Genomic DNA, 11514 nt, shown 5'->3' on the forward strand with positions numbered 1-11514 from the left:
GCCCCCGCCGTTTCCGGGCGCCTTCCGGGGGCTGTGGCCGTCCGCCCCGGCCCTCCCCCGCCACGGGGGCGACGCCTATAGTTCACCGACCGGCCGGGGGCCGGGGTTCGCGGGGAGGGGAACCATGGCGGAGAGCGCGGAGAGCACCGGGGCGGGCGGCGAGGGCGGCCGGCGGGGCCGGGGCCGGGGCCGGCACGGCGGGAAGCCGGGGCGGGCACGCGGACGGACCCGGCGGCGCGTGTGGCGGGGCGCCGGAATCGGGTGCGCCGCCGTGCTGCTCGCCACCGTAGCCGGCGGCTGGTGGGCGTACAGCAGCCTCGACGGGAACATCAAGGGCGTCGACATCGGCGAGGCCCTCGGCGACGACCGGCCGCACAGGGCGCCCGGCGCGGCCGGCGCGACGAACCTGCTCGTCCTCGGCTCCGACTCGCGGGCCGGGGACAACGCGCGGCTCGACGGCGGCGCCGTGGGCGGCGCCCGCTCCGACACCGCCCTCGTGGTGCACGTGTCGGGGGACCGTACGAAGGCCGTCGCCGTGAGCATCCCCCGCGACACCCTCGTCGACCGCCCGGCCTGCGGGAAGCCGGGCGGCGGCGGGACCGGCCCGGCCGGCCGCGTGATGTTCAACTCCGTCTACGCGACGGGCGGCGCGCCCTGCGTGGTGAAGACGGTCGAGAAGATGTCGGGGGTCCGCATCGACCACTACCTGGAGATCGACTTCGCCGGGTTCAAGGACCTCGTCGACGAGCTGGGCGGGGTGACCGTCGAGGTCCGCGAGCCGATCCGGGACACGAAGGGCGGCTTCTCCCTGGAGCCCGGCACGCACCGGCTGAACGGCACCGACTCGCTGAAGTTCGTCCGCACCCGGTACGGCTACCGGGACGGCAGCGACCTGGGGCGCATCGGCCTCCAGCAGCAGTTCCTCACGGCGCTCCTCCGCGAGGTGCAGCGGCAGGACCTGCTGGGCAACCCGGCGAAGTCGTTCCGGATCGCGCGGTCCCTGACCGGGTCGCTGACCACGGACTCCGAGCTGGCCTCCCTCCCCGCGCTCGTCGACTTCGGCCGGGGCATGCGCGGGATCGACCCGGCCACGATGGACACGATCATGCTGCCCGTCGCGTACGACAGGGCCGACCCGAACCGGGTCGTGCCGGCCGAGCCGCAGGCGGGCGCGGTGTGGAAGGCGATCCGGGAGGACGCGCCCGTACCGGACTCGGCGCGGAAGTCCCCGGCGTCGGCACGCTGACCGACCCGGCCGAGCCGACCGGCGGGGCCCGGGGCGGCGGGGACGCCGGGCGCCGGACGGAAGCGCCGGGCAGGAGCGTCGGGCACCGGGCGTGAAGGTCGGCACGCTGACCGGTCCGGCCGGTCCGATCGGTGAGACCGGCCCGACCGGCGGGGGCCGGTGGCGCCGGGCGGGGGTGCCGAGGGCGGCGGGCAGAGGCGCCGGGGGCGGGAGCGTCGGCGCGCTGACCGGCCCGGCCGGTCCGACCCGCGGGAGCCGGGGCGGCGGGCGGTGCCGTACTCGCGGGGTCGGGCGCCCTGTCATCATGAACGCTCTCACGGGGAGATCCGACGCAGGGGGTGGCGATGGCCGGGACGGCGAGCGGCGCGGCCGCGGAGGCGGCGCGGATGACGTGGGGCGAGGCCCTGCGGCGGCTGGGCGGGGCCCAGAAGACGGCCAAGGGGGTGTCGCTGTACTCCCGGTTCGTGAACCGGCCGGTGGGCCGGGTCCTCGCGGCCGGCTCGTACGCCGCCGGACTCACGCCCAACCAGGTCACCCTGGTCAGCGCGGCGTTCAGCTTCACCGGGATCGCGGTGCTCGCGCTGGCCGCGCCCTCGTGGTGGGCCGGGGTGCTCGTGTGGCTGGCGCTGGCCGTGGGGTTCGCCTTCGACTCGGCGGACGGCCAGCTCGCGCGGTTGCGGGGAGGTGGCAGCCCGGCGGGCGAGTGGCTGGACCACGTGGTGGACTGCGCCAAGACGACCGCGCTGCACACGGCCGTGCTGATCGCCTTCTACCGCCACCCCGGCCACTTCGGCACCGGGTCCGACGGGTGGCTGCTGGTGCCGCTGGTGTTCCTGCTCGCCTCGATCGTCACGTTCTTCGGCGGGCTGCTCACCGAGCAGCTCAAGCGGAAGGCCGCGCCGGGGAGCGCGCCGCCCGCGCCGTCGACGCTGCGCGCGGTGGCGCTGCTCCCCGTCGACCACGGCGTCTTCTGCCTGGTGTTCCTCCTGCTGGGCGGCGGCCCGCTGTTCCGTTGGGGGTACGGGCTGCTGGGCGCCGCGGCCGTGCTGTACCTGCCGCTGTTCCTGGCGAAGTGGTTCCGGGAGCTCAGCCGCCCGGCCGCGCCAGCTCCCGCGCCGGGTCCGGCCCGCTGACGTGCTCGGCGGGCGGGGCGGCGGCCGGCTGCCGCGACAGGGCGTCCAGCGCGCGGCGCAGTTGCGTGCTGGAGGTGTGCACCGTGTACGGGAAGTAGACGACGTCGACGCCCACGGCCGCGAAGTCCCGCTCCAGCTTCCGGCCGCGCGGGGTGCCGCGCCAGTCGTCGCCCTTGAACAGCACGTCGAACCGGACCTGCTGCCAGGTCTCCAGCTTGTCGGGGACGGTCTCGACGAACGCGGCGTCCACGTACTTGATGTTGCGGACGATCTCCAGCCGCTCGATGAGCGGGATGACCGGGCGGTGGCCCTTGGCCCGTTCCGCCATCTCGTCCGAGACGACGCCCGCGACGAGGTAGTCGCAGTGCTGCCGGGCGTGCCGCAGGATGTTCAGGTGGCCTATGTGGAAGAGGTCGTAAGCCCCCGGGGCGTACCCCACCCGGTATGGTTTGCGCTCCGGCATGACTCGCTTGTCCCCCTCTGAAACGGTCCGCCCCCCGTGTCTGGGCTCGTCCCGGCAGACAGTACCGTGCACACTTCGCGGAGGACAGGTGAACGATTAGGGTGCGGCGAGCGATCGTTCGTCACAAGGGGGGCTTCGGATGCGGGACGCGGACGTGGACGCGACCGGCCGGGACGGCGGCGGACGGCGGCGCCTGCTGCTGGTGTCCACCAACTACGCGCCCGAGCACACGGGGATAGGCCCGTACGCGACGCAGGTGGCCGAGCACTGGGCGGCGGGCGGACACGAGACGCACGTCCTGGCGGGCATGCCGCACTACCCGTCCTGGTCGGTCGACCCGGCGTACCGGGGTGCTTGGCGGCGCACGGAGGTGCGCGGGGGCGTGACCGTGCACCGCAGGCGCCACACGGTGCCGCGCCGGCAGACGGCGGTGCGGCGCGCGCTGTTCGAGGGCTCCCTGCTGGCGCACCAGCTCGCCGCGCCGCCCCGGATGCCGCGGCCCGACGCGGTCGTGGCCCAGGTGCCGAGCCTCGCCGGGGGCGTGGTGGCCGCCCGCCTCGCGGCGCGCTGGCGGGTGCCGTACATACCCGTGGTGCAGGACCTGATGGGCGCCGCCGCCGCGCAGAGCGGCATCGAGGGCGGTGACCGGGCGGCGGCGGCAGCGGCGCGCGTCGAGGCGTACGTACTGCGCCGGGCCTCGCTCGTCGGCGTCATCCACGAGACGTTCACCGCGCGGGTGACCGCGCTGGGCGTGCCGCCGGAGCGCGTCCGCACGGTGCCGAACTGGTCGCACGTGGCGGCCCCGGCGCGACCGCGCGAGGAGACGCGGCGCCGCCTGGGGTGGGCGCCGGCCGACACGGTGGTGCTGCACTCCGGGAACATGGGCCTCAAGCAGGGCCTGGAGGTGCTGGTCGGTGCGGCCCGCCTCGACCCGGGGGTGCGCATCGTGCTGATGGGCGACGGCAACCAGCGGGGGGCGCTGGAGCGGCTCGCCGCGGACGTGCCCAACCTGGAGTTCCTCCCGCCGGTCGACGACGCCGACTTCCCCGAGGTGCTGGCCGCCGCGGACGTGCTGGCGGTGACGCAGCGGGCCTCGGTGCTCGACATGAGCGTGCCGTCCAAGCTGACCTCGTACTTCGCCGCCGGGCGGCCGGTCGTGGCGTCGGTCGCCGACGGCGGCGGCACGGCGCAGGAGGTGCGGCGCTCGGGCGCGGGCGTGCTGGTGCCGCCGGAGGACCCGGCCGCGCTGCTGGGGGCCGTACGGAGGCTGGCGGCCGACCCGCGGGCGGCGGACGCGCTGGGCGCGGCGGGACCCCGGCACGTCGAGGCGCACCTGAGCCGGGCGGCGGGGTTGGCCCGGTACGACGCGCTGCTCGACGAGGTGCTGGCGACGGGCGCGGGGAGCACCGGAGGTGCCGGGAGCACCGGGAGCACCCGGGGTGCCGGGGTGGAAGGAGCGGACAGGTGACGCAGGCGCAGGGCGGGACGGCGGCGGGGGTGCCGCCGGTCCTGGTGGACGACGAACCGGACCTCCTGCGGGACCAGTTCCGGCAGCTCCTGCGGTACCCGCGGCTGATAGCCGGCGGGGTGCTGCTCGGGCTGCTGGGCGGCGCCTGGCTCGGGTACAGCACCTCGGACACGTACGTGGCGACGAGCGACGTGGTGCTGCGGGTGCCGACCGAGGACCCGTTCAACCCGTCGATCGCCGTCGAGAAGACCCTCGACATGAACACCGAGCGGCAGGCCGCCACCAGCCGCCGCACCGCCGAACGCGCCGCCGAGGCCCTGGACTTCCCCGGCGACCCGGCGAGCCTGGTGACCGGTCTCCAGGTCACCAACCCGCCCAAGTCGCAGGTGCTGCGGTTCAGTTACACCACCGCCGACCCGAAGTTGTCGGCGCGCCGGGCGAACGCGCTGGTCGCGGCGTACCTGGCGGACCGCAAGGAGCAGACCGAGCAGACCCGCGACGCGATGATCAAGGGCCTCCAGGCGCAGCTCGACCCGATCGCCAGGCAGCACGACGAGCTCGCGCGGGAACTCGACGGCAGGACCCCCACCGAGGCGGAGGCGGACTTCTCGGTCAAGGCCAACCTGCTCAACCGGATCACCGAGCTGAGCAACCGGATCAGCAAGCTGAAGGCGCTCGACGTGACACCCGGCAAGGTGATCAGGACGGCGACGCCGCCCACCTCGTCGGACGGGCCGGGCTGGGCGCTGTCCCTGGGCCTCGGCGGGGCCATCGGCATCGCGCTCGGGCTGCTGATGGCCTGGGTGCGGCTGGTGTTCGACCCGGCGGCCCGCTCGGAGGGCGACGTGGCGCGGGCGCTGCGCGCGCCCGTCCTCGGCTCGCTGCCGCGCACCCGTGAGACGGACCCGCTGCTGACGGAGGACCGCGAGGAGTCGCCGCTCGCCGAGGAGTACCGGTCCATCGCCTACCGGCTCGCGTACGACCAGCGGTTCGCCGACCGGCGGCGGCTGCTGGTGGCGGCGCCGCGCGGCTCCAGCCGTACGGCGGCGGCCGTGGCGGTCAACCTGGCGGCGTCGTTCGCGGAGACCGGCAAGCGGGTGCTGATCGTGGAGGCGGAGCTGCGGCGGCCGTCGCTGGAGAACCAGTTGCGGGCGCGGGAGATCGGCGGCCCGTCGTGGACGCGGGACGGCGAGGGCGAGGGCTGGCCGAACGGGCGGCGGCTGGCCGTGGACGCCGGGGAGTCGGGCGGCTTCGAGCTGGTTCCGGGCGCCCGGGTGCGCAACGTGGCGCGGGCGCTGACGTCGCCGGAGATGTCGCGGCTGGTGGAGGAGGCCGACGACCCGAACGTCACGGTGATCGTGCTGACGCCGCCGGTGTTCGCGTACGCCGACGCGCTGGCGCTGGTGGACCGGGTGGACGGCGTGCTCGTCGTGTGCGACCCGCGCGGGGTGCACCGGTCGCAGCTGGCCCGGCTGCGGGACCTGATCACGGGCGCGGGCGGCACGGTGCTCGGCACCGTCATGCACCGCGGGCAGCACGGCAAGGACGGGCGGCGGGGGCGGAAGGGCTCCCGGGGCGCCAAGGGGTCGCGCGGGCAGTCGCGCGGCGCCGCGCGGCCGCCGTCGGACACGGGCCGCGCGGGCGGCCGGGGCGCGGGGGCGGGCGTACCCGACGACGAGGCGTCCACGACGATGGCGCTGCGCGCCGTCACCCCCTCCGACCGGCAGTGAGCGGCGCGCGGGGCGGTGGCGGGCCGCTGCGGAGCCGTACCGCCGCCGTCGCCTCGGTCCTCGACCAGGGCGCGGCGGGGCTGACGAACATCCTGGTGCTGGTGCTGGCCGCGCGGTTGTCGACGGCGGCGGGGTTCGCCGAGTTCTCCATGGTGTACCTGGTGTTCACCGTGGTGCTGGGCCTGTTCATGGCGTACGTCGGGCAGGAGCTGGTGCTGGTGCGCGGCGGCGCGGGCGCCGCGGCGGCGGCCTGCCGCTCGGCGCTCGGCTTCACCGCGGCGGGCGCGTCCGCGGTGGGCGCGGTGCTGGTCGCGGTGGGCCTGGCGCTGCCGCCGGGCGGGCGGGCCCTGGTGGCGCTCGGCGCGGTGCTGCCGGTGGTGCTGCTCCAGGACGCGGCCCGGTACTGCTTCTCGCTGCTGGGGCGCCCGCACCACGCGCTGGCGGCGGACGGGCTGCGGCTCCTGTCGACGGTGGCGGTGCTGGCGGCGCAGCCGTCCGGGGCGTCGCCGGGGCGGCTGGTGCTGGCGTGGGGGCTCGCCGCGCTGCCGGGGCTCGCGGCGGCGGCCCTGCTGCTGCGGCGGCCGTTGGCGGGGGCCCGTGCGGAGTTGCGGCGGTACCTGCGGCGGGGGCACCTGGGGCGGCGGTTCGCCGTCGAGTTCGCCGTGGGCAACGGCTCCGGCCAGGTCGCGGTGGTCTGCCTCGGCCTGCTGGGCAGCCCCCTCGCGGTGGGCGCGCTGCGGGGCGCCTCGGCGCTGTTCGGACCGCTGAACGTGTTCTTCGGCGCGGCGAACGGCTTCGGGCCGCCGCTGCTGAACCGCCTCGGCGGCGGGCGCTCCGTGGTGCGGGTGACGCTGCTGCTGGGGTGCGCGCTGGCCGCGGTGGGCGCCGTGTGGGGCGGGGTGTGGTGGCTGCTGCCGGACGACTGGGGCCGCGGCGTGCTGGGCGGGACGTGGCCGGCCGTCGCGGCGCTGCTGCCCGCGTCGACGGCCCAGTACACGCTGATGGGTCTCGGGGTGAGCGCGCTGCTCACGCTGCGGGTACTGAGCCCGCGCGAGACGCTGCCGGTGCAGGTCGTGTTCTCGCTGCTGTCGGTGGCGCTGCTGTACGCGGGGTTCGCGGCGGGCGGCGCGGTGGGCGCGGCGTGGGGGCTGGCGGGCGGTTCGGCGGCGAAGGCGCTGGCCGCGTGGGTGCGGGTGGCGCGGGTGCGCCGCCGGGCGGGCGCCCCGGGGGCCGCCGTCGCCGCGGGGCCCTGACGGGGCGGCGGGTCAGCCGAGCCGGGCGCCCCGGTCGCGGCGGTGCGTGGCGATGAGCGCGAGGCACAGGGCGGCGATGGCGACCTTGCCGGTGGCCTGGAGGAGCGGGCCGCGCACGAGGATGAAGGAGTACCCCGCCACCAGCGGCGCCGTGATCAGCAGCAGGCTGCCCGTCGGCGAGCCCCGTACGGCGCGGCGCGCCACGCGCCGGTCGACGCGGGCGGCGGCGTATCCGACGGCGGCCATGCCGGCCGTCATGCCGACGGGCCCGAAGTCGATCCACAGCTCCGCCCACACCGGTGAGGACAGGTTGGTGTTGACCGCGCCCATCCACTCGCCGACCATCACCCCCGTGTCGGACGGCTTGCCCGCCCACACGGAGCGGGGCACGGCGAACAGCAGCGAGCCGGCGAGCTGGTGGCCGTACGTGTGGCCCTGCCCGGACTCCACGTAGGTGATCGTGTTGGCGAACATGCCGACCTGGTCGTAGTCCTTGAGCGCCAGCGGCTCCAGGAACGACGTCGTCTCGATCTGCCGCGCGTTGTTCTCGTCGTACCGGAAGCGGTCGGCGAACGGGAAGACGAGCAGCGCGACGACCACGCCGAGGCTCAGGGAGGCCCGGTACATGGCGGCGCTCGCCGGGAACGCGGTGAACAGCAGCGCGAACAGCACCGTGAGGAACCAGTACCGGGGGTTGGAGACCGGGTTGTTCACGACGGCGTTCAGGACGACGAGGGCGCCGAACACCGCGACGACGGACCAGGTGCGGCGGGCCCGCCGGGACGTGACCAGCCAGCGCGTGTACACGAGGAGGGCGATGAGCGGCGGCACGGTGCCGAAGCCTCGCAGGAACGCCTGGCCGGCCTGGGAGCCGTCGCCGGAGACGCCGGCGTCCTCGATGCTGGCGATGATCTCCTGCCGGCTGCTGAAGAAGACGGCGGGGCCGCCGAGCTTGACGATGAGCAGGCCGCCGCAGGCGAAGGCGGCCAGCACCAGCAGCAGCAGGCGCCGGCGGTGGATCAGCAGCGGCCGGTCGTCGGGGGCGGCGCCCCGCTCCCCGGACCGCCCGTCGACGACCCGCCCGTCGACGGACCGGCCGGCCCGGCCCCGGCGGTGCCAGGGGGTGCGGTACCGGGCGAGCAGGGCGCCCACGTCGAAGGCGAAGCAGCCCAGCAGGACCAGCGAGACGGCCTGGACCAGGTCCTCGCGGGGGCCGACGACCGGGGTGGGGACGCGGCCGAGGACCGCCTGGGCGAGCGGGGCGACGCCCATCGCCATGTAGCAGAACATCCAGAACGTCGCCTGGAGCAGCTTGCGGCGGACGGTGAGCACCATCGCGGACAGCCGCACGCCGCAGTACACAGTGAGGACGGCCTGGAGCCAGAACGCGGCGTCGCGGGGGCCCTCGCCCGACTGGGAGACCACGACCAGCGGCAGGAAGCACGACAGGCCGAGGACGAGCGGCACGGAGAGCGCCCTGGAGAGCAGCGTCCGCGGCCGGAACGGCGGCGGCAGCGGGACGGTCCGGGCCGTGGCGCGGGGCACGGCCCGGGGCGTCGTGTCGACCGTCACTCCGTACCCCCCGCCACCGTGTCCCGCGCAGTCTAACGAGCACCCCGGGGGACGCCCTGCGTGCGGGACGGTACAACCGTTAATCTGATGGTCATTCCGCAGGGGGTCACAGGGGGGAGTCCGACGCCATGCGCGACCTGTCCGCGTTCACACTGGCCGGGTACGACAAGGGCCGGGGCAGGTTGACCCAGGCCCTGTGGTTCGCGGTGCTGAACCTGGTCTTCATGGCCTGGTGGTGCCCGGCCCGGCTGCGGGTGGCCCTGCTGCGCGCGTTCGGCGCGACGATCGGCGAGAACGTGCTGATACGCCACCGGGTGCGCGTCCTGTGGCCCTGGAAGCTGACCGTGGGCGACCACACCTGGATCGGTGAGGGCGCCTGGCTGCTCAACCTGGAGCCGGTCGTGCTCGGCGCCCACGTGTGCGTCTCCCAGGAGGCGCTGCTGTGCACCGGCGGCCACGACCACCGCGCCGCCGACTTCCGGTACCGCAACGCGCCCATCACCGTCGAGGACGGCGCCTGGGTCGCCGCCCGCGCCACCGTCCTGGCCGGCACCCGCGTGGGCCGCCACGCCGTCGTCGGCGCCGGCGCCGTGCTCCACCGGGACCTGCCGGAGCTGACCCTGCACACCGCGGACGGCACGCGCCGCCCCGTCGAGGAGCCCGTGTGACCACCGCGTCCCTGCGCGTCCTGCACGCCGTCACCCTGCACTCCCCCACCGGCGCGTTCGGCGGCCCCGTCCGGGTGGCCCTGAACCTGGCGCACGGGCTGCGCGACCGGGGCCACGCCCCGCGCCTGCTGGCCCTGGCCGACGGGTTCGGGCCCGTGCCGCCCGCCGACGTGGAGGGCGTGCCCGCCCGGCTGTACCCGGCCCGCCGGCTGCTGCCGCTCGGCTTCAGCGGCATCACCTCGCCGGCGCTGCTGGCGGAGGCGGGGCGGCTGGTGCGCGGCGCGGACGTCGTCCACGTGCACCTCGCCCGCGACCTGGTGACGCTCCCCGTGGCGCTGGCGGCGCTGCGCGCCCGGGTGCCGCTGGTGCTCCAGACGCACGGCATGGTCGACCCCAGCGACCGGCTCCTCGCCAGGGCCCTCGACGCGCTGGCCGTACGGCGGGTGCTGCGCGGCGCCGCCGCGGTGCTGCACCTGACGGGGCACGAGCGGCGCGACCTGGACGCGGTCGCCGGGGCGCCCCTGCCGCACGCGGTGCGCCTGGTCAACGGCGTTCCCCGGCAGGAGCCGCGCCCCGCGCCGGAGGGGCCGCCGAGGATCCTGTACGCGGCGCGCCTCCAGGCCCGCAAGCGGCCGTGCGACTTCGTGGCGGCCGCGCCGGAGGTGCTGCGCCACCACCCCGACGCCCGGTTCGTCGTCGCGGGCCCCGACGAGGGCGAACTGCCCGCCGTACGGGCGCTGATCGACGAGCTGGGGTTGCGGGGGCGCGTCACCTGCGTGGGGGCGCTGAGCGCGGCGGAGGTGCTGGACGAGCTGCGCCGGGCGCACGTGTACGTGCTGCCGTCGGTGGACGAGCCGTTCCCGATGTCGGTCCTGGAGTCACTGTCCGTGGGCACCCCGGCCGTGGTGACCGTGTCGAACGGGCTGGCGTCGGCGGTCCGGGAGGCGGGCGCGGGCCGGGTCGTGGCGGACGCGTCGGGCCTCGCGGGCGCCGTGCTGGAGCTGCTGGAGCCCCAGGCCGCCGGGAAGGCGTCGGCGGCGGCGCACGCGCTGGCCGGGACGGCCTTCTCCATGGACGCCGTGGTGGACGGGCTGCTGGCCGTGTACGGCCGCGCGGTGGACCGTCAGCCGCGCAGCCAGGCGTAGCAGCCGGTCGAGACGAACCGGGCGGCTCCGGCCGGGACGGTCAGGGTGTGCCGGCCGCCGGCGGCGCCGGGTGCCGGTCCGCCGGCCAGTTGGGCGCCCCCGGCGTCGGTGACCTGCCAGGAGCAGCCGGGGGACGCGGACACGGCCCGGTAGCGGCCGGCGGCCGGGGAGGCGTGGACGCCGTCCGGGTAGCCGCCCTTCGCCGCGTCGAGGACGGGGCGCTGCTCGGGGCAGAGGTGGGCGACGGCGTCGGCGGCGTCGCGGATCTCCCCGGCGACGACGGCCGCGGCGGCGGCGTCCTTGTCGCGCCTGGCGGTGCGGGAGATCCGCTGGCAGGACTCCTTGCCGATGTCGAGGACGGCGGCGGGGTCGGCGGACCGCGGCACCCGGCCGCTCAAGTACTCCTTCTCCTTCGGGGTGAAGGAGCCGGTGGCGGGGGTGAGCGCCGCGTCGGGCCGCACGTCCCCGGCGGGGGCGGACCCGCGCGGCGCGGGGACGGACCCCGCGGGGGCGGCGGTCGGGCCGGCGGTGGGGCCGGCCGCGGTCGTGCCGTCCTGCTCCCCCGCGACGCGGTCGGCCGCCGACAGGGAGGGCACGGACGCCGAGGGCGCGGACGCCTCCGTACGCCCGGAGGCGCCGTCGGAGGAGCAGCCCGCCACGGTGAGCACCGCCACCAGCAGCAGCGGGGCGGCGGGACGGCGGAGGAGGGTGGGCATGGGGCGCTCCTGGTGGGTGGATGCGGGACGGGGCGGCGCGCCGGAGGGCGCGCGGGGTTCGGGGGGCGCGCCCGCGGGCCGCTCGCGGAACCGGGTGACGGTGATGCCGGGTGACGGCGG

General features: G+C 76.6%; 10 protein-coding genes. 7 read left to right on the forward strand and 3 right to left on the reverse strand.

Annotated elements, in window-relative coordinates:
• Window positions 1-124 precede the first annotated feature (124 nt).
• Together AC07D6_RS19250 and AC07D6_RS19255 are read left to right on the forward strand one after the other, a co-directional pair.
• The gene (locus tag AC07D6_RS19250; RefSeq protein WP_479045853.1) at window positions 125-1246 is read left to right on the forward strand and encodes an LCP family protein; all 1122 of its coding nucleotides are present in this window, start codon (window positions 125-127) and stop codon (window positions 1244-1246) included.
• Between the two features lie 344 nt (window positions 1247-1590).
• Entirely contained in the window at window positions 1591-2379 is a 789-nt protein-coding gene (locus tag AC07D6_RS19255) for a CDP-alcohol phosphatidyltransferase family protein (RefSeq protein ID WP_479045856.1), read from the forward strand.
• On the opposite strand, the gene AC07D6_RS19260 is transcribed toward AC07D6_RS19255, so the two are convergent.
• A complete protein-coding gene (locus tag AC07D6_RS19260) occupies window positions 2333-2842 on the reverse strand; it encodes an FAD synthase family protein (protein WP_479045858.1) in 510 nt (169 codons plus the stop codon). The genes AC07D6_RS19255 and AC07D6_RS19260 overlap by 47 nt on opposite strands.
• 139 nt (window positions 2843-2981) lie before the next feature.
• Between AC07D6_RS19260 and AC07D6_RS19265 the strand changes: the two genes are divergently transcribed.
• Genes AC07D6_RS19265 through AC07D6_RS19275 form a run of 3 tightly spaced genes read left to right on the forward strand, consistent with a single transcriptional unit; the run spans window position 2982 to window position 7293 of the window.
• Entirely contained in the window at window positions 2982-4310 is a 1329-nt protein-coding gene (locus tag AC07D6_RS19265) for a glycosyltransferase (protein ID WP_479045861.1), read from the forward strand.
• A complete protein-coding gene (locus AC07D6_RS19270; RefSeq protein ID WP_315879814.1) occupies window positions 4307-6040 on the forward strand; it encodes a lipopolysaccharide biosynthesis protein in 1734 nt (577 codons plus the stop codon). The genes AC07D6_RS19265 and AC07D6_RS19270 overlap by 4 nt, the downstream gene beginning before the upstream one ends.
• Before the next feature lie 26 nt (window positions 6041-6066).
• Window positions 6067-7293: an MATE family efflux transporter gene (locus tag AC07D6_RS19275; RefSeq protein WP_479046189.1), complete on the forward strand. Its 1227-nt coding sequence runs from the start codon at window positions 6067-6069 to the stop codon at window positions 7291-7293.
• A gap of 12 nt (window positions 7294-7305) precedes the next feature.
• Here AC07D6_RS19275 and AC07D6_RS19280 read toward each other — a convergent pair whose 3' ends face one another.
• Window positions 7306-8838 (reverse strand): hypothetical protein, encoded by a 1533-nt coding sequence (locus tag AC07D6_RS19280; protein ID WP_479046191.1) that lies wholly within the window; start codon window positions 8836-8838, stop codon window positions 7306-7308.
• 155 nt (window positions 8839-8993) lie between these two features.
• Here AC07D6_RS19280 and AC07D6_RS19285 point away from each other — a divergent pair, with 155 nt between their 5' ends.
• Together AC07D6_RS19285 and AC07D6_RS19290 are read left to right on the forward strand one after the other, a co-directional pair.
• Window positions 8994-9533, forward strand: a complete 540-nt coding sequence (locus tag AC07D6_RS19285) for a WcaF family extracellular polysaccharide biosynthesis acetyltransferase (protein WP_315879812.1) — start codon at window positions 8994-8996, stop codon at window positions 9531-9533.
• A gap of 11 nt (window positions 9534-9544) precedes the next feature.
• On the forward strand, window positions 9545-10678 hold the full coding sequence (locus tag AC07D6_RS19290; protein WP_479046194.1) for a glycosyltransferase: 1134 nt from the start codon (window positions 9545-9547) through the stop codon (window positions 10676-10678).
• Here the strand turns inward: AC07D6_RS19290 and AC07D6_RS19295 are convergent.
• Window positions 10657-11394 (reverse strand): hypothetical protein, encoded by a 738-nt coding sequence (locus AC07D6_RS19295; RefSeq protein WP_479045864.1) that lies wholly within the window; start codon window positions 11392-11394, stop codon window positions 10657-10659. The two genes, AC07D6_RS19290 and AC07D6_RS19295, sit on opposite strands and share 22 nt — an antisense overlap.
• Window positions 11395-11514: the final 120 nt, after the last annotated feature.

The sequence above is a fragment of the Streptomyces sp. NPDC045287 genome (assembly GCF_056432325.1).

What these genes read in the sequence shown, in the direction of transcription:
- AC07D6_RS19250 (WP_479045853.1), top strand. Translation starts at nt 125, where the DNA reads ATGGCGGAGAGCGCGGAGAGCACCGGGGCGGGCGGCGAGGGCGGCCGG.
- AC07D6_RS19255 (WP_479045856.1), top strand. Translation starts at nt 1,591, where the DNA reads ATGGCCGGGACGGCGAGCGGCGCGGCCGCGGAGGCGGCGCGGATGACG.
- AC07D6_RS19260 (WP_479045858.1), bottom strand. Translation starts at nt 2,842, where the DNA reads ATGCCGGAGCGCAAACCATACCGGGTGGGGTACGCCCCGGGGGCTTAC.
- AC07D6_RS19265 (WP_479045861.1), top strand. Translation starts at nt 2,982, where the DNA reads ATGCGGGACGCGGACGTGGACGCGACCGGCCGGGACGGCGGCGGACGG.
- AC07D6_RS19285 (WP_315879812.1), top strand. Translation starts at nt 8,994, where the DNA reads ATGCGCGACCTGTCCGCGTTCACACTGGCCGGGTACGACAAGGGCCGG.
- AC07D6_RS19295 (WP_479045864.1), bottom strand. Translation starts at nt 11,394, where the DNA reads ATGCCCACCCTCCTCCGCCGTCCCGCCGCCCCGCTGCTGCTGGTGGCG.